At 41.3% G+C, this 18,179-nt stretch carries 13 protein-coding genes; 9 read left to right on the plus strand and 4 right to left on the minus strand.

Annotated features, from left to right (window positions below; all coding sequences use genetic code 11):
• The first annotated feature begins 20 nt into the window (after positions 1-20).
• The 3 genes from BN3283_RS04990 (at position 21) to BN3283_RS05000 (ending at position 5,924) form a co-directional block, all read left to right on the plus strand.
• A complete protein-coding gene (locus BN3283_RS04990) occupies positions 21-3,494 on the plus strand; it encodes a SusC/RagA family TonB-linked outer membrane protein (RefSeq protein WP_286137529.1) in 3,474 nt (1,157 codons plus the stop codon).
• Between the two features lie 139 nt (positions 3,495-3,633).
• Positions 3,634-5,112: a RagB/SusD family nutrient uptake outer membrane protein gene (locus tag BN3283_RS04995; RefSeq protein WP_059025876.1), complete on the plus strand. Its 1,479-nt coding sequence runs from the start codon at positions 3,634-3,636 to the stop codon at positions 5,110-5,112.
• A 5-nt stretch (positions 5,113-5,117) separates the two neighbouring features.
• Positions 5,118-5,924, plus strand: a complete 807-nt coding sequence (locus BN3283_RS05000) for a zinc-binding metallopeptidase (protein ID WP_059025877.1) — start codon at positions 5,118-5,120, stop codon at positions 5,922-5,924.
• Positions 5,925-6,116: 192 nt separating this feature from the next.
• Here BN3283_RS05000 and BN3283_RS05005 read toward each other — a convergent pair whose 3' ends face one another.
• Genes BN3283_RS05005 through BN3283_RS05015 form a run of 3 tightly spaced genes read right to left on the minus strand, consistent with a single transcriptional unit; the run spans position 6,117 to position 8,514 of the window.
• Positions 6,117-7,028 (minus strand): hypothetical protein, encoded by a 912-nt coding sequence (locus BN3283_RS05005; protein ID WP_059025878.1) that lies wholly within the window; start codon positions 7,026-7,028, stop codon positions 6,117-6,119.
• Positions 7,029-7,043: 15 nt separating this feature from the next.
• Positions 7,044-7,835 (minus strand): hypothetical protein, encoded by a 792-nt coding sequence (locus tag BN3283_RS05010; RefSeq protein ID WP_059025879.1) that lies wholly within the window; start codon positions 7,833-7,835, stop codon positions 7,044-7,046.
• A gap of 40 nt (positions 7,836-7,875) precedes the next feature.
• On the minus strand, positions 7,876-8,514 hold the full coding sequence (locus BN3283_RS05015) for a DUF1573 domain-containing protein (protein ID WP_286137531.1): 639 nt from the start codon (positions 8,512-8,514) through the stop codon (positions 7,876-7,878).
• A gap of 308 nt (positions 8,515-8,822) precedes the next feature.
• Between BN3283_RS05015 and BN3283_RS05020 the strand changes: the two genes are divergently transcribed.
• On the plus strand, positions 8,823-9,158 hold the full coding sequence (locus BN3283_RS05020) for a hypothetical protein (protein WP_059025881.1): 336 nt from the start codon (positions 8,823-8,825) through the stop codon (positions 9,156-9,158).
• Positions 9,159-9,468: 310 nt separating this feature from the next.
• Here the strand turns inward: BN3283_RS05020 and BN3283_RS05025 are convergent, their stop codons facing one another.
• Entirely contained in the window at positions 9,469-10,458 is a 990-nt protein-coding gene (locus tag BN3283_RS05025; protein ID WP_059025882.1) for an MBL fold metallo-hydrolase, read from the minus strand.
• 236 nt (positions 10,459-10,694) lie between these two features.
• On the opposite strand from BN3283_RS05025, the gene BN3283_RS05030 reads away from it, so the two are divergent.
• From BN3283_RS05030 to BN3283_RS05050, 5 genes are all read left to right on the plus strand, one after another.
• Positions 10,695-11,270 (plus strand): thymidine kinase, encoded by a 576-nt coding sequence (locus tag BN3283_RS05030; RefSeq protein ID WP_059025884.1) that lies wholly within the window; start codon positions 10,695-10,697, stop codon positions 11,268-11,270.
• Positions 11,271-11,395: 125 nt separating this feature from the next.
• Entirely contained in the window at positions 11,396-11,986 is a 591-nt protein-coding gene (locus tag BN3283_RS05035) for a hypothetical protein (protein ID WP_236684956.1), read from the plus strand.
• A 410-nt stretch (positions 11,987-12,396) separates the two neighbouring features.
• A complete protein-coding gene (locus tag BN3283_RS05040; protein ID WP_059025885.1) occupies positions 12,397-13,575 on the plus strand; it encodes an efflux RND transporter periplasmic adaptor subunit in 1,179 nt (392 codons plus the stop codon).
• A gap of 32 nt (positions 13,576-13,607) precedes the next feature.
• Positions 13,608-16,781 carry an efflux RND transporter permease subunit gene (locus tag BN3283_RS05045; protein ID WP_041503966.1) on the plus strand — a complete coding sequence of 1,058 codons (3,174 nt, stop codon included), beginning with the start codon at positions 13,608-13,610 and terminating at the stop codon, positions 16,779-16,781.
• Positions 16,782-16,790: 9 nt separating this feature from the next.
• Positions 16,791-18,176, plus strand: a complete 1,386-nt coding sequence (locus BN3283_RS05050; protein WP_059025887.1) for a TolC family protein — start codon at positions 16,791-16,793, stop codon at positions 18,174-18,176.
• Positions 18,177-18,179 lie beyond the last annotated feature (3 nt).

The raw sequence follows: 18,179 nt of genomic DNA on the forward strand, positions 1-18,179 counted from the left end.
AGTGTAAAAAAAAGACTTGGATGACTATGAAACTAAGTGCTGTCTTTCTGTTCTTGTTTAGTTTGAATCTTTCTGCTGGGGTATATTCCCAAACTAAAGTGTCTTTGAAGTTGGAACAAGCGACGTTGGAGGAGTTTATTTCGGCGGTGAAGAGTCAGACAGGTATGCAATTCCTTTATAATTCGGTTGTCGTGAAAGGGAAAGAAAAGATTTCTCTCGATATTACGAACGAAGAAGTAAAGGCCGTGTTGGATAAGGTTTTGCCTTCTTTTAATTTGGAATACAAAATCATTAACGATGTGGTTGTATTGCAGCGTAAAGGGGAGAAAGGCTGGATCTCGGACGAAAACAAAGAGGTTATCAAGGGGAAGGTTGTCGATACGAAAGGACTTCCCTTACCCGGCGTGACCATCCGTCTGAAAGGAACCACCTTGGGAACGGCAACGGATACGAAGGGGTTATTTACCTTGGAATTTACGGGTAAAGTGGACACCATCGTCGTTTCTTTTATCGGGATGAAGACACAGTATGTGAAATTGGAGAAAAATAAAGAAGAGTATCTGATTAAGATGGAAGAAGATATTCAAACAATGGAAGAGGTGGTCGTCACGACAGGTTATCAAAAGTTCAGTAAGCGGGAGTTGGCCAGTTCTATAGTCACGTTGAAAGCTGAAGATGTGGTGGTTGCCGGTGCTATGACGATCGACCAGATGTTGCAGGGGAAGGTTGCGGGAATGTCGGTGACCTTGACTTCGGGAGAGCCGAGTGCAACGCCGAAGATCCGTATACGCGGTACTTCGACAATCAACGGAACGAAGGCTCCGATTTGGGTTGTCGACGGTGTTATTCAGGAAAGTGCTTTGCCTTTTAACGTGTCCGATATCAACGGTCCTGATGCCGAATATTTGATCGGAAACGGGATTGCCGGATTGAATCCGCAGGATATTGAAAGTATAAACGTGTTGAAGGACGCTTCGGCTACCGCTATTTATGGTGTTCAGGCAGCCAATGGTGTGATCGCTATTACCACGAAGGCGGGAAAAAGCGGAAAGCCATCCGTTAATTTCAATGCGAACTATTCTGTAAATCAAAGGCCTTCTTATCGTCGGTTAAATTTAATGAATTCACAAGAAAGAGTACGGTTATCCCAGGAAATCCTTGCTGACGGGTTAGAGTATTATAATGTACCCCGGCGGATGGGCTATGAAGGATTGGTGATGGATCTGTATGATAAGAAAATTACTCCTCGGGAATTTGAAAAACAGGCTAAGGTACTGGAAACTCGTAATACCGATTGGTTTGATATTCTGTTCCGTAATTCCCTGTATCAGGATTACAGTTTAAGTATTGCCGGAGGTGGAGAACATGGACGGTATTATGTTTCGTTGGGTTATAACAATAGTAAAGGGGCAGCTATTGGTTCCGATAGTGAACGGTACACGGCCATGTTGAAAATCACGAGCGATATCGCTCCTTGGTTGCATACGACATTTAAGATGTCCGGTTCCGTATCGGACAACAATGGATTTTATCAAGTTAACCCGCAAGATTATGCTTACCATGCTTCCAGAGTACTTTCTCCGTATAACGAAGACGGAAGTTTATGCTATTATAATCGGGGAACCACGGAAAAACCGAGATCCTACAATGTACTGAACGAGTTGGCTGAAACCGGTTCGAAAGGACATTCGGAGGAGTTGAAGCTCCAATTGAATTTGGATATTGATTTATATAAGGGTTTGAAGTACAGGGGACTTTTTGCTTTTGCCACCTCGAACGCACGAACGGAGAGTATCGCTACCGAGCGTTCTTATTATATTGCCGATATCCGTGGATATGATCTTGGTTTCTTCCCTCCTTTGAGCCGGGAAGAGGAAAAATCGAAATTGCCCTACGGGGGAGAATTGTCTTATGGCTACACTAATGGCCATACGATTCTGGTACAGAACGGATTGGAATACAAGCGTGTTTTTAATAATAAACATGTTCTTCGGGGATTGTTTATTCAGGAAATCACGATGAAAGAGTATAAAGGACATTCGGCTATCGTGTACGGGTACGATAATGAAGGCGGTGATCGGGTGACTTGGCCGAATCTGGATAACGATAAGATTCGGGAACTGGTGGGGAGAAATGCGCCGGCCGTGATTACGGACCGGGAAACACGAATTGCTTCTTTTATAGGTTCTGTCGACTACTCTTACGAGAATCGTTATATTTTTAATGCCAACATTCGCTCCGACGGTTCTAATAAATTCGGAACAAACCCGAAATATCGTTTTTTGCCTGTCTGGTCTGTATCCGGAAGATGGAACGTGAACGAGGAGCAATTTATGAAAAATGTTGAATGGGTGGATTACTTGGCATTAAGGGCTTCTTACGGTGTTCAGGGAAATATTGGAGACAATTCTTCTCCGGACTTGATTATACAATTGCAGGGGCGTCAGGATCTGACTCAATTGAGATATGCTACCCTAAAACAGTTACCGAATCCCGATCTGCGATGGGAAAAAACAAAATCGGTTAACGTGGGGTTGGAATTCGGATTGGGAGGAAGGTTCTCGGCCACGTTGGAGTATTACAATAAGAGAAGTGAGGATCTGTTGATGAATAAAGAAGTTTCAATGGCTACCGGACGTAATTATCTGACGATTAATTCCGGAATTATGGAGAATAAAGGTTTCGAGGGAGCTATATCCGTGGATATCGTTAAACATAACGGTTTGCAATGGACCTTTAGAGCCAATGCAGCTCATAACGAAAATAAAATTATAAAGTCTCAATATCCCGAGGCGACGGAAAAAGAGATGGGGAAAGATATGATCAAAGGTAATATTACCACGGAGGGAACAGCTATCGGAACATTTTATTCGATTGATTTTGTGCGATTAAGCGAGGAAAACGGGTATCCGTTATTTTTAGATAAAGAGGGCAACGAATCTTATAGCGTGGACTATGATAATGCCACTTTCGTGAGATCGGGTAATTTCAATCCGGACGTAACAGGAGGTTTTGATACCTATGTTTCCTATAAAGGTTTTAATTTGTCCTTGGGATTTTCGTTCCAATTGGGAGGTAAAGCCCGTTTGCCCAAGATGTACGGGGACAAAAAAGCTGTATTTGATCCCGCGGAAAACGTGACGAAAGAAATTGCTAATCGTTGGAAGAAACAGGGAGATGAAGCGGTTACTAATATTCCGGCCCTATTTAATTATCGGTCGGATGTGGGGTATACGTTTCAAGAATTTTATGACTTGAGTGATATCCGGGTAGCCAAAACCGATTTTTTAAGATTCCGTTTATTAGCCCTGAGCTATACGTTGCCTTCCGACTTTGTGAAGAAGATGCATCTGCGTGGGATGACGGTGCGTTTTCAAGCAAATAATATAGCCGTCTGGGCTCCGAAGGAGTGGCATAATTTGGATCCGGAAACACCGACAGCGAATATTCCGATATTACCGAGTTATAGTTTGGGGTTAAACCTGACTTTTTAAACCGTCGTTTTTTGATAGCATGCGGAAACGAAGGAACCTGAGATCGGATGGCAGGTAGTAAAAATGTAATGAATGGATAATGAAAATAAATACTTTTTGAAAGATTAGATTTATTGAAGTATCACAAAATGATGAAATTATGAGAAATAAAATAGTATTTACAGGAATAGTGCTTCTCTATATGTTGTCCGGATGCGACAGTTTTCTCGAGTATTCGGATAAGGACGTGGTGATTCCGGAGACGGTGGAACAGTACCGGCAATTGTTAATCGGAGAGGGGTATCCGGAAAACTTTCAGGGTGATGCCGATTATATAAAACTGATGGATGACGATATGGAGATATGGGTCGGAAATAAAAGCAAGGACCAAACTTCCGATGTTGCCAAGTATAAAGGTGTTTTCACCTGGCAGCGGGATTTGGAAGAAGAGATGAGTAAGACCGACGGGGCTTACCCGGCCCGGTATAAGAATATATTGGGTTGTAATCTGATTATTAACGATATGGAGAAGATGAAAGGGGGACAGGAAGATATCAACCTGTTGGTAGCCCAGGCCTTGGTCTTACGGGCCTATAATTATTTCTGCCTGGTAAATTGGTACGCGAAACCTTATAATAAAGAGACGGTAAACACAGATCCGGGTGTTTGTATATGGTTGGAAACCAAGCCTTCGCTGGATCGTCTTTACCGGAAGCCGATAGCCGAGGTATACCGATTGATTAACGATGATATGGCAAGAGCGTTGGAGTTATTTGGTAAGGCTTCCGCGCCGGATAACAAGTTTGAGGTGTCGTACGAGGCGGCTTTGATTCTGGCTTCCCGGATTGCCTTGTTCCAAGAGGATTGGGCCGGGGTGAAGAAATACGGAGAAGAATTGTTGAAATTGTCTTCCAAGTTATACGATTTGACGGCTGGAGATATCGCTTTTGGAGAATCTTCTTTCTCTTTTATCAGTCCGACCAAGAATCCGGAAGTGTTGTTTAATTTCGGTAGCGTTTCGACTTCGTACAGGTATATATACACTATTTCCGGGGCTAATGCAGGTCCCTTCTTCCAGGTATCCCAGTTTGCCGACGACGCTTTGTTAAAATTATACGATATGGATAAGGACTTACGGGTGAAAGCATTTTTTAATGTGGCGAAATATCAGTTCGAACCGATTAAATATGCTCGTACTCCTTCTCAAGGGAAAGGAGAGGCTTGGCGGGTTGCGGAGGTATATTTGAATTTGGCGGAGGCATACGTGTTGGATAAACAGGAACCGAATCTGAAACGGGCTGTAGAGTTGTTGAACGAGTTAAGGCAAAATCGTATTCAGGATTACACGGATAAACAGGAGAGTGATTATACGGCAGCTTCGTTGTTGGAAGATATCAGGGTTGAACGGCGGAAGGAATTATGTTTTGAAGAGACTCATCGTTGGTGGGATCTGAGGCGTCAGGGAATGCCCGAATTGAAACATGTTTTGATCAGTAACGGCGGATTGGAGGAAACCTTTATTTTAGAACAGGGGGATGCCGGATACGTGTTGGAGATCCCTCGTAAAGAACGTGAATATAACACGGCGATACAATTGAATAATCGTCCTGAAAGAAAATCTGTTGAAAGTAAAATGTAATAGCGATGAAAAAGATTATATACCTGTTGATGGCGTTTTTTATGTGCTACGCCTGTTCGGAAGACGATATTAAGCCCGAATTGGATTTTAACGTGGAACCGGAAATCTCAAGTTCGACCTCATTGGATAAAAAGATTGCCGATTTCTACAAGAAGTACGATACATTTATTGCTTATTCGTATACGAATGCAGAGATAAACTGGAACTGGGACTCTTATTATAATTATGTCTATTCTTTTCCGGAAAATGCCGACTATGCGGAAAAATTATTGGATTTTGTACAGGAAAAGGTGTTGGTGAAGTACACGGATGAGATGTTGAAAGAGTTTTTACCATACCGCATTTATTTGACAGACACCTTATGGGAAACGAAGAATAAAAAGACGCAACGTTACGGTCTTATAGGAGTTAATAGCTACATCTGGGGAGGTGCGGGATCGAAGTCTTTTCCGGCAAAGACGAAGTTGAAAGCGGCCATGCAGGAATTGCACGAATGTGTGGCGAGCGGTTTGATTGCCAAAACCACGGTGTTGCCCGAGGAGTTTTACTCGGTGAGTACTTACGAGGCGGAAGTCATAACCAACGACAAATTGATGTGGGAACGGGGTTACATTTGGCGTAACAGTCGGTTGCAACCCTCGAAAGAGCAGGATTTTTATAAATACGTGGGCTGGTTTGCCGGAACCACGAAAGAAGAGGCCACGGCTTTATGTGACCAGTATCCGCTGATCAAGAAAAAATACGCTTATCTGGTTCAATATTTCAAGGATAACTTCAATATCGATTTGGAAGCTTTCCATTGGAAAAACTAAGACTTTTTGAATCAGAAAGTTTTAAGTTACAGAAAAGAAGTTTGTAGTAAGTTAGAACAGAAAAAACAGAAGATTTGAGTGCTTATCGATCTTCTGTTTTTTCTATAACACACAAGGACGGGTACAATGTGCTATAATTTTGGAATTAATATTTTTATTGACGATTCCGAGTGAACCAATAGAGTTTTAACTCTATTGGTTGTCATAATTCGGATTTGTAGCTTTGAGATGACCCAAGCCGTCCGTATTTCGAACGATTTTTAGCGTATCTGCTTTATACAAGATATAATAATTCCGTTTATTATCTTCCATGATCGCATACATTTCCGTTTCCAATCTTGTATTTTCTCGTTCCCATGTCCGAATGATATAGTTATAAATATTTTCAGAAACTTTGATTTGTGTCCCGTTTTTTAAATTCCAGATTAATCGGTTGTTTTTCACTTTAAGATGTCTTTTCATGCGTTCGAGAGCCTGGAGGTATATCTTCTGATAAGTTTGGCGTGTGGTGTTGTTTTGTAAATCTCCTTTGAAACTCAGAAATGTGGAATCTTTATAACATACTTCCTCTTCGTTCCAGAGCTTTAGTTTCGGATAAGAAGAACTTAACGTAATCTGATCGGAATCGGATATCTCTGTTTTATTTTGGTCTTTCGTATAATTCGGATCGGTTAATTTTAGGTTAGAGAGATCCCCCTTTATCCTTCCCACGGTATCTCTTTTATATATAATTCGATAGTATCGATCTTTGCTTTCCATGATCACAAAATCTCCGGTCTCCAATCTTTTATTTTGTTTTTTCCATAGTCGGGTAATAAAATCGTATATATTTTCGGAAATTTTGATCTCTGCTCCGTTCCTGACATTCCAGGTCAACCGATTGTTTTCCACTTTTAGGTGTCCTTTTAGCCGTTCAAATGCCGGTAGGTATATATTCTGATGATTCGATAGGAGAGTATCGTTGTCCAAATTACCCTTGAAACCTAAAAATACAGAATCTTTATAACATATTTCCTCCCCGTTCCAAAGTTTTAACTTCGGACAGGAACAACTCATCAGGATAATGACGAATGTACTAATGAATAATAGAGGTATTGTTTTCATTGTATTTGATTTTAATTAATGAAATCCATAACGGATTACTCTTTCGTAATTCATTAGAGATACTATGGTTCCACCAAATATGTTTCTGACTTTTTGAAAATGTTCACCAGGATAAACGTCATCATCTTTATACCCGATTATATTATGTTCACATCTTAATCCTCTCGGGCCATAATAAAAACAGGCGTTTTCACAGAAATAGGTCCACCGAATATTATTGGTTTTTCCAACATGAGAATGACTAGGCCTAAAAACGTCATAATCTAAAAGATTTTCAATATATTCCGATAAATAACGATCTGCTGCTGCATATTTATATAATTGATATAAAGTTATTGCGTTATGTCCATGAGCTCCTGGAATAATAAATTGGCCTGTTTTTGCTTTGGGATATTCTGGTTCTATTTTAGCTATTACACAAAAACCATATTCTGTTGCTTTAAGGATATAATCTCCGCTTTCTAATCTTTTATTTTGGCCTTTCCAGAGCCAAGTAATGAAGTCGTATATATTTTCTGAGATTTTAATTTCTACCCCATTTTCAAAATCCCAAGTATAACGATTATCTTTAATTTTTAAATGGCGTTGCATTCGTTCAAATGCCGGAAGATAAATTTCTAGATTATTTAAAAGTATGCTGTCGACACGTAAATTGCCTTCGAAACCTAAAAATGCGGAATCACGGTATATTTCCCGAAGAGAAAACTCTTGTTCGGGAGTAAAATCCATTTTCTCACATCCGAGGAGAAAAGTGAAAATGCTTAATAGCATTAATCCGATTCTTTGAGAATATTTTTTTGTTTTCATGATATTGTAGTTTAGATTTATAAATGTGAAATTTGTATTATTATTCTATATATCCTTTTATGGTAAGCTTGATCATGGGGTGTTCGGGATCGTTGGTGAATAATCTGATAGTTCGATATTGTAATCCGGTATGTCCCATACTTACAAATGTTGCATTTAATGTAGTTGTTTGACCAGGATAAACGATACGTTGTTGCAGAGTTGAATTAATACAGCTACAATCTGTCTCCACTTTTCGAATAATTAAATTTCTCTCTCCAGTATTTTTGATTATAAAGGAGACCGGAATTTTTTTATTTCTGTTAGTATTATTAAAATTGAATGTGTCGTTATATATCTCTATTATAGGTGGATGTAGTTTTTCTTCTAAAGATATCGAATCGAAATTCTCTAAAATATATGCTTGCATCTTAAGAGGGACAAATAGTATTTCTTTATTGATCATGACATGTAATCCCTTCTCGTAACTACCTAATAAATTTGTATCGCAGGGTGTAAATGTAACAACTAAGGTATCACTTGAATGTGGAGAAAGAACTGTTTCGGTTGTTATATAGTTTAAAGAATCGCTTTTGAATTTTGTCACTTGAAATTCAGATAAATCTGTATATATTCTGAAAGAGACTTTTTGAGAAGTAGGGTTGTATACCTTTATGGTTTGTTTGTATTCTTTTTTCAAATGTATTTCACCCCATTTAATGTTTATCTTATCGAAAAGCAATTTGTCTATCCTCTCGGTGCATTCTCCGTATTTTTTGGAAGAACAAGAGATAAGATATAAAAGAATCAATATAAATAGGATTAATTTCATTTCATATTGGTGTTTTGTTTTTCAATAAAGATATAATATTGATAAATATATGAAAATATTGTACTAATTCAAAATATTATGAGATAATATTGAATAAATAACCCGAAGGCACGGGTACAATTTGCTATTACAACTATGTTTATTCTTTTCCGGCAAAGACGAAGTTGAAAGCGGCCATGCAGGAATTGCACGAATGTGTGGCGAGCGGTTTGATTGCCAAAACCACGGTGTTGCCCGAGGAGTTTTACTCGGTGAGTACTTACGAGGCGGAAGTCATAACCAACGACAAATTGATGTGGGAATGGGGTTACATTTGGCGTAACAGTCGGTTGCAACCCTCGAAAGAGCAGGATTTTTATAAATACGTGGGCTGGTTTGCCGGAACCACGAAAGAAGAGGCCACGGCTTTATGTGACCAGTATCCGCTGATCAAGAAAAAATACGTTTATCTGGTTCAATATTCCAAGGATAACTTCAATATCGATTTGGAAGCTTTCCATTGGAAAAACTAAAGCTCTCTTAGATTGAAATAATATCACGCCTTCGTTTAGCGTTGAATGAACATGTTAAAACCCGGGCGTGATATTTTTTGCCTGCCCTATTGAGGTATCGATCGAAATCGTAGCTTCCCGGAGCGGGAAGTGCGGGAATCGTTGAATAAAAAATTAAAGGGAAAAAGTGAATGGAATTTTCGGTACGTGAACGGAAAAAAAAGAAGCAATATCCGGGTGTCGGTCAACAGTAGCTTGTCCGGGTTAAGGGAGTAGGATTGAATATTATTCGGCGTTTGTGAAAATAGCACATTGCACCCTTCCCTGTGGATTATTTTAGGGGAACTATTTCGCCGAGGACGGGGATATAGATGTTTACCTTGTGTTTTTGAGCTTCTTCTGCGAAAACTTTAGGCGGGTCGCTTAGCGGTTCGTCGGATAGGTCAAAAGTGCCGTAATGCATGGGAATGGTTGTTTTGGCTCCCATTTCCGTGGCTGCTTTGATTGAGTCATGGGGAGAGATGTGGTTGGGTTGCATAAACCAGCGGGGTTTGTAGGCACCGATTCCTAACAAGGCATAGTCCGGAGAACCGAATAGTTCCTTGATTTCGGAAAAGTGTTTGGCATATCCCGTGTCTCCGCTATAATATAGTGAAAGTCCGTTTTTTTCTAACATAAAAGCTCCCCATAGGCGTTGTCCTCCGTCAGCGAAGGAGCGTTTGCCCCAATGTTGGGCAGGGAGAAAGGTTATTTTAAGACCGTTGTCTTCTATTTGTTGATACCATCCGGCTTCGATAACCTGAATGGAAGGGAACCAGGATCGGAGAAGTTCTCCCACGCCCAAACCGCAAAAAACCTTCATCCGGGAATTATTGGAAAACAGAAGAGCGATACTTTTTTTATCCAAGTGATCGAAGTGATCGTGACTTATCAGCAGGTAATCGATGTCTTTGAAGATTCGGGGGTTAACCGGTAGGTTGCTTCGTCTGCGAACAAAAGGAATATGACCGAAAACGGGATCGAAGAGCAATTTTTTGCCTCCGAACTGCATGAAAAACGAGTTGTGTCCCAGCCAAACCAAAGCATCTCCTTTTATCTTTTCCAAAGAGTGAAGAAATCTTATTTCGGGATTCCACTTTTCTCTTCGTTTTTCTTTCCTCTGTGGATTAGGAGAGAGTCTCCACTTTAAAACACTACCTATTCCGTGTTTTACATGGTGTTGCTGGTTGATAAATTTTCCTTTGACGACGGGATTTCCTTTCCATTCTTGCCTAATAGTAGTTAATGCTTCATTCCGACGAAAAGAGATAGGTTGACTCATAGTTCCATTCCGATATTCTGTTACAAAGATACGTTTATCGAGAAAAACAGAGGGAAATTTTCTGCTAAAAAATCTATTGATAATGTTATGGTTATGTTAATTTGGTAATAAAAAGTAATGAAAGGAGATGTAAAAGCGAAGAGTACGATGTTGAATGGGGAAGATAGGGTAAAAGCACGTGGACCGTGCTTCCTCTTCGTTTTTTTTATACCTTTGCAGATGTAAAAGTGGTGAATATGTTTTTGGAAAGTGCTAATCGGGCAGGATGGATAGAGGTAATATGCGGATCAATGTTTTCGGGAAAGACAGAGGAGTTGATCCGTCGATTGAAGCGGGCTAAGTTTGCGAACCAACGGGTAGAGATTTTTAAACCCCAGCTGGATGTCCGTTACTCTGTAGAAGATGTCGTGTCGCACGATGCCAACACAATTCGATCAACACCTGTAGATTCTTCCGGTAATATTCTTTTGTTGACGGGAGATGTGGATGTGGTTGGAATCGATGAAGCCCAGTTTTTTGATGTTAATATCGTGTCCGTATGCAAGGAGTTGGCGGATCGTGGCGTAAGGGTGATCGTTGCCGGATTGGATATGGATTTTCAAGGCAATCCCTTCGGACCTATGCCTCAACTGATGGCTATTGCTGAATATGTAACAAAAGTACATGCCATATGTGTCCGGTGTGGAAATTTGGCCAATCATTCCCATCGATTGACACCGAATGATAGCTTGGTGATGTTGGGAGAACAAGATACTTATGAGCCCATTTGTCGGCATTGCTTTAATAAGAGCATGGAAAAGGAGAAAGAATGAAGGGGTGAATTACGATCGGGATTATTTTTTTCATACAACCGTGATATAATTAAATAATTGTATATATTTGAGAGAAAGATACAAATCGTGTGTGATGTTTTTATTTATTAATCTTAATTTGTGAAATGATGGAAATAATCAGAAGAATTACTGTTTTTGGCGTACTCCGAGAGGGTGTCGGTATCGGTTTGAAGAATACGTTATCCTTAATTGCTGCCGTATTTTTGTGGATTTTGACCATTTGGATCCCCTATTTGAATGTGGGAACAACCATCGCTATCATGACCATTCCTGTCGCTTTGAGCAAAGGAGAGATGATCTCTCCCCTGTTTATTTTTGAGGCCAAATACCGGAAATATATGGGCGAATTCTTTACCTTGATCGGATTGATGTCGCTTGCCATCATCCCGGCTCTCTTTTTTGTCGTTATTCCGGGAATTGTTATCTCCATCGGTTGGTCTCTTGCCGTTTATATCTTATTAGACAAGGGAGTTGCTCCGGGAGAGGCGATGATACGTAGTAATCAGGCAACTTATGGTTATAAATGGACTATATTTGGTATTCATTTTGTTTTGGGACTTGCGTTTTATATACTTCTTGTTGTTTTTGCTTTTATTCCTTTTATAGGAGGAATCTTGGCATTTATTCTATTTTTGATCTACATGGTGACTTTATTGGGATGTATTGCGGTTATATATAGAAATTTGACCGTGTGACCGGTTGTGACTCGTAGCTCCCGGTAGAAAAGGTAAGAACCGAGGAGAAAGAGAGAACCGGGTAGCAAGTTGATTTCAGTTACGAATTTTTAGTAAAGTAGGGTGAGGATAAATCTATCCTCACCCTACTTTGCTATTTTTTTTGCTTTATAAATTAAGATTAAAATCATGTGCAGGATATGCATGTCCGAATAAATTTGTTAATTTTGGGGAGTTTTATGGGGGGGATAGGAATCGGAGTATTCCTGAGTTTCTGAGGGGCCGAGGTTCTTATCGATGATTGTATCTGTAATTAAGATTTTTTTTACCTGAGCGGCATAAAAACAATTTTCTTATTGTTTTTTTTGGTATGGTGTTTGTCTATACCCTGTACCTTGGAAGAGAAAATTTAATTATATAAAATATAATATATGAAAATGCAGAGATTAATGATTATTTTTTCCCGACAAGTTATTTGGATGATGTTGGGAATCACTTTTTTGGCTTGTAATAATAAACAGCAATCGGGTCAGCAAGCCGTACCGGATTACGCCGTAATAACGGTAGAGCCTCAGGATGTCGTGTTGACCTCTTCCTATCCGGCGGCTATTCGGGGACGGCAAGATGTTGAGATTCGTCCGAATGTCAGCGGATTTATTACGAAATTATGTGTAGACGAGGGAGCGAACGTGCGAAAAGGGCAGACGTTGTTTATTATCGATCCCGTGCAATACGAGGAAGCGGTAAATGTAGCTCGTGCTGCCGTAAGTGTGGCTGAAGCGGGCGTGGCTACGGCTCAGTTGACAGCCGATAATAAAAGGGAGTTGGCCAGGAAAAATATTATCAGTAGCTATGATTACCAGATGGCGGAAAACGCCTTAGCTTCGCAAAAAGCAGCGTTAGCACAGGCAGAGGCACAGTTAGTCAATGCGGAAAAAAATCTTTCATATACGAGTGTGGTGAGTCCTGTCGATGGGGTTATGGGGAGTATCCCTTTTCGGGTGGGAGCTTTGGTTAGTCCCACATCGGCTACGCCTTTGACGACGGTATCGGATATTTCGGAGATGTATGTTTATTTTTCAATGACGGAGAAAGAGTTGTTAGATCTGATTCGGCAAGACGGTTCCTCTAAGGAAATTTTAGAACGGATGCCATTGGTTTCTTTGATCTTGGCTGACGGTTCGCTTTATTCCGAGCAAGGAAGAATAGAAACCATTAGCGGGGTAATAGATCGGACCACAGGTGCCGTGAGTGTACGTGCGGCCTTTCGTAATCCCCGGCATTTGTTGAGAAGCGGAGGAACGGGTTCTGTGGTTATTCCTTCGACTTTGAAGAATGCACTTGTTATTCCTCAAAAAACAACTTATGAAATTCAAGATAAAAGGTTCGTGTATGTTTTGCAGGAGGATGCTAAGTTGAAGAATACGGAGATAGAAGTATTTAAATTGAATGATGGGAAAAACTTTGTTGTAACTTCCGGTTTAAAGCCCGGTGATAAGATTGTAGCCGAGGGGGTTGGAACACTGAGAGACGGTATGCAAATCAAACCGATTACTTTGGAAGAATCGGCTGCGAAGTTGAAAGCTATGACTCGACCGAAACAAAATTAGGGCGTTAAGATTAATCTGTAATAAACGAAAAGATGAAGTTAGATAAATTTATAAACCGCCCTGTGCTTTCGACGGTTATTTCCATTTTAATCGTTATACTGGGAGGATTGGGTTTGGTATCTTTGCCGGTTTCACAGTATCCGGATATTGCTCCTCCGACCATTCGGGTAAATACTTCTTATACCGGTGCGAATGCTCAGACCGTATTGAATAGTGTTATTGCTCCTTTGGAAGAACAAATCAACGGAGTGGAAGATATGATGTATATGACCTCTACTGCAACGAATACCGGAGATGCTTCGATTGAGGTCTATTTTAAGCAAGGAACGAATCCGGACATGGCTGCCGTAAATGTTCAGAACCGTGTTACCAAGGCTCAAGGATTCCTGCCTTCCGAGGTTACGAAGGTCGGTGTCGTCACGCAAAAGCGTCAGACCAGTATGTTGTTGGGTTTTGCTTTTTATAGTTCCGATGATAAGTACGACAATGAATTTCTGGAGAACTATATGAATATCAATGTTATTCCGGAGATTAAGCGTATTCCCGGCGTGGGTGACGCCATGGTGATGGGTACGGATTACTCTATGCGTATCTGGTTGAAGCCGGAGGTGATGGCTCAATATAAGTTAATGCCTGCCGATATCTCTGCGGCTTTGGCGGAGCAAAATATAGAGGCTGCACCCGGACAATTCGGAGAGCAAGGAGACCAGTCCTTCCAGTATGTAATGAGATACAAGGGACGTTTGCAAACTGCGGAAGAATTCGGGGACATTGTTGTACGCGCCACTTCCAACGGGGAAATTTTAAGATTGAAGGACGTCGCTAATATCGAATTGGGACGTTTGACGTATGGTTTTAATAATAATGTAAACGGGCATCCGGGTGTGACTGCTATTATTTTCCAAACGGCGGGTTCTAATGCTACGACTATTATCAACGATATAAAGGACTATCTGGGTAGGATTGATAATACACTTCCTCCCGGAGTGAAGGTGGAGGTATTATTGGATGCCAATGATTTCTTGTTCGCTTCCATTCGTGAGGTGCTCAAGACGTTGATAGAGGCTTTCGTGTTGGTATTCCTCGTGGTATATGTTTTCTTGCAGGATTTTCGTTCGACGTTGATTCCCGCTATTGCCATTCCCGTGGCCTTGCTCGGAACTTTCTTTGGACTTTATTTGATAGGATTCAGTGTTAATCTTTTGACCTTGTGTGCTTTACTTTTGGCTATCGCTATTGTGGTGGATGATGCCATCGTGGTGGTAGAGGGAGTACATGCCAAATTGGATCAGGGATATAAATCCGCCCGTTTAGCTTCTATCGACGCTATGAGTGAATTGGGCGGGGCTATTGTATCGATTACTTTGGTTATGATGTCCGTGTTCATTCCGGTGAGCTTTATGACGGGAACTTCCGGTACTTTTTATCGTCAATTTGGTTTAACAATGGCGATAGCGATCGGATTGTCTGCCGTCAACGCCTTGACGTTGAGTCCGGCTTTGTGTGCCATGTTTTTAAAGCCGCATGACAAGGACGGAAAAAAGAGAAAGATCTCTTTGGTGGATCGTTTTCATTTAGCTTTCAATGCGGCTTATGATATGACCTTGAAAAAGTATGAAAAAGGAGTGAAATTTTTCATTCATCGGAAGGTCTTGTCGTTTGGAGCGGTTATCGCATCAGTCGTTTTGTTGATCTTTTTGATGAATATTACTCCGACGGGATTGGTTCCGAATGAAGATACCGGTACGATATTTGCCGTTGTAGATATGGCACCTGGTACGGCACAAGAGAGGACTTTGTATGCCATGCAACAGGTCGATAGTCTGATTGCCGTTAATCCAGCCGTAAAAGGACGGACACAGGTTACCGGTTATAGCTTTTTGGCAGGACAAGGTAATTCTTACGGGACATTCATTATAAAATTGAAAGATTGGGACGAGCGTACCAAAGGGCAGGATATCAATACGCTTATCGGTACGCTTTATATGCAAGCGAAAGCGACAGTAAAGGATGCGCGGGTTCTTCTATTTGCTCCTCCTATGATTCCCGGATATAGTGTTACAAACGGTTTTGAGTTTAACTTGCAGGATAAGACAGGTGGAGATTTGAATACGTTCTATTCCGTGGCACAGGATTTTCTGGCTAAGTTGGTAGAACGACCTGAAATTGCTACGGCACAGACCTCTTTTAATCCGACGTTTCCCCAGTACATGATAGATATAGATGCGGCCAAGTGTAAACAGGCCGGTATTAGTCCGAACGATATTTTAGTAACTTTGCAGGGGTATTACGGAGGTATTTATGCTTCGAATTTTAATCGTTTCGGAAAATTATATCGAGTTATGATCCAGGCCGACCCTAAATACCGTATCAATCCGGAATCCTTGCAGGGAGTGAAGGTGCGCAACGGTAACGAGATGGCTCCGATTACTCAGTTCATGACCTTGAACAAGGTATATGGTCCGGATAATATCAAACGGTTCAATATGTTTACCTCTATGAGCGTGAACGGAGCTCCTGCTGATGGATACAGTTCAGGACAGGCCATTAAGGCTATTGAAGAGGTTGCGGCCCAGGTACTTCCCACGGGATATGGATACGAGTTTTCCGGTATGACGCGGGAGGAACAAAATAGTAGTAGCGGTACTACGGCTATGATCTTTATCTTGTGTTTCGTATTCGTATACCTATTGCTAAGTGCACAGTACGAGAGTTATATATTGCCCTTGGTCGTTTTGCTTTCCGTGCCGTCCGGCCTGATGGGCAGTTTTATTTTTGCTCATATGATGGGGGTAGAAAATAATATTTACATGCAGATTGCGTTGATCATGTTGATCGGTCTTTTGGCTAAGAATGCCATCCTGATCACGGAATTTGCGCTTGATCGTCGTAAAACCGGAATGAGTATCGTGGATGCGGCTATATCCGGGGCTTCGGCTCGTTTACGTCCTATTTTGATGACCTCTTTGGCCATGGTGATCGGATTGTTGCCGTTGATGTTTGCACATGGAGTAGGAGCTAACGGAAACAGTACGTTAGGTACGGGGGCGATCGGCGGTATGTTTATCGGTATGATTTTCCAGGTATTTATTGTACCTGCTTTATTTGTGGCTTTTGAATATTTGCAGGAGAAAATTAAGCCGATAGAGTGGCATGATTTGGATAACACGGAAATTGAATCTGAAATCGAACAATATACGAAATAGTGAAATAAAATGAAAATACAGATCATAATCTATCCGTTATGTATTGCGGCTCTTTTAAGTAGTTGCAACATATATAAAAAGTATACTCGTCCCGAAGTGGATACTCGAGGGTTATACCGGGATCCGATTGCGGTTAACGATACGTTGGTGTCCGATACGACGAATATGGGGAATTTACCGTGGGATCAGGTTTTTACTGATCCTCAATTACAAACTCTTATCCGTATGGGATTGGAGAGAAATACGGATTTACAAACGGCCATGCTGAGAGTGAAAGAGGCGGAGGCGAGCTTGATGACTTCCCGTTTGGCTTATTTTCCCTCTTTGGGTTTATCTCCGCAGGGAGGAGTGAGCAGTTTCGATAAAAATCGCGGTAATTGGACGTGGTCGTTACCGGTGACAGCAAGTTGGGAAATTGATCTTTTCGGAAAAATGCTAAACACGAAGCGTGCGGCTAAGGCGGCCCTTATGCAAAGCGAAGCCTATAAACAAGCGGTACGGACTCAGGTCATAGCAGCCGTCGCTAATTATTATTACATGTTGCTTATGCTTGATAAGCAATTGGCGATCACGGAGGAGACTGCTGTCTTATGGAGGAAGAATACGGAGACCATGAAAGCCTTGAAGGAGGCAGCCGTTGTTAATGAGGCGGGAATTGTTCAAAGTGAAGCTAATTATTATATGATCCTTGCTTCCATTGCGGATTTAAAGAATCAAATCCGAGAAACGGAGAATTCATTGTCTCTCTTATTGCGGCAGGCTCCTCAGCGTATAGAACGGGGGAAAATAGATAATCAGCAGTTACCGGCTTTGTTGAATGCCGGAGTCCCTATTCAGCTTTTGTCCAATCGTCCTGACGTAAAAGCTGCCGAGATGGCCCTTGCGGGTACTTATTATAATCTTAACGAAGCTCGTTCCGCTTTTTATCCTCAACTATCCATCAGCGGAACGTTGGGGTGGACGAATCAGGCGGGGAGTGTCATCGTGAATCCGGGGAAAATGATAGCTTCTGCAATAGGTTCGATTACACAACCCCTGTTTTACCGGGGAGCTAATGTTGCTCGTTTAAGAATAGCCAAGGCTCAACAGGAAGAGGCGAAGCTTAGTTTCGAACAGGCCATATTGAATGCGGGGGGTGAGGTGAGCGATGCCCTTAATTTATACGCGACGGCTGAACAAAAGATGGTTCATCGAAGCAAGCAGATCTTATCTCTTGAAAAATCAGTGGAATATACACAAGAATTACTGACGTTCGGGACTTCGACCTATTTGGAAGTGTTAACCGCTCTGCAATCGTTATTGAACGCTCAACTTTCGGAGGTTTCCGATCAGTTTCAACGTATGCAGGCAGTCGTGAATCTTTATCATGCTTTAGGCGGAGGAAGAACAAACTAACTT

This window comes from Gabonibacter massiliensis, assembly GCA_001487125.1.
Taxonomy (GTDB): Bacteria; Bacteroidota; Bacteroidia; order Bacteroidales; family Marinifilaceae; genus Gabonibacter; species Gabonibacter massiliensis.

What these genes read in the sequence shown, in the direction of transcription:
- BN3283_RS04990 (WP_286137529.1), top strand. Translation starts at nt 21, where the DNA reads ATGACTATGAAACTAAGTGCTGTCTTTCTGTTCTTGTTTAGTTTGAAT.
- BN3283_RS05010 (WP_059025879.1), bottom strand. Translation starts at nt 7,835, where the DNA reads ATGAAAACAAAAAAATATTCTCAAAGAATCGGATTAATGCTATTAAGC.
- BN3283_RS05000 (WP_059025877.1), top strand. Translation starts at nt 5,118, where the DNA reads ATGAAAAAGATTATATACCTGTTGATGGCGTTTTTTATGTGCTACGCC.
- BN3283_RS05035 (WP_236684956.1), top strand. Translation starts at nt 11,396, where the DNA reads ATGATGGAAATAATCAGAAGAATTACTGTTTTTGGCGTACTCCGAGAG.
- BN3283_RS05050 (WP_059025887.1), top strand. Translation starts at nt 16,791, where the DNA reads ATGAAAATACAGATCATAATCTATCCGTTATGTATTGCGGCTCTTTTA.
- BN3283_RS04995 (WP_059025876.1), top strand. Translation starts at nt 3,634, where the DNA reads ATGAGAAATAAAATAGTATTTACAGGAATAGTGCTTCTCTATATGTTG.
- BN3283_RS05005 (WP_059025878.1), bottom strand. Translation starts at nt 7,028, where the DNA reads ATGAAAACAATACCTCTATTATTCATTAGTACATTCGTCATTATCCTG.
- BN3283_RS05040 (WP_059025885.1), top strand. Translation starts at nt 12,397, where the DNA reads ATGAAAATGCAGAGATTAATGATTATTTTTTCCCGACAAGTTATTTGG.
- BN3283_RS05020 (WP_059025881.1), top strand. Translation starts at nt 8,823, where the DNA reads ATGCAGGAATTGCACGAATGTGTGGCGAGCGGTTTGATTGCCAAAACC.
- BN3283_RS05025 (WP_059025882.1), bottom strand. Translation starts at nt 10,458, where the DNA reads ATGAGTCAACCTATCTCTTTTCGTCGGAATGAAGCATTAACTACTATT.
- BN3283_RS05030 (WP_059025884.1), top strand. Translation starts at nt 10,695, where the DNA reads ATGTTTTTGGAAAGTGCTAATCGGGCAGGATGGATAGAGGTAATATGC.
- BN3283_RS05045 (WP_041503966.1), top strand. Translation starts at nt 13,608, where the DNA reads ATGAAGTTAGATAAATTTATAAACCGCCCTGTGCTTTCGACGGTTATT.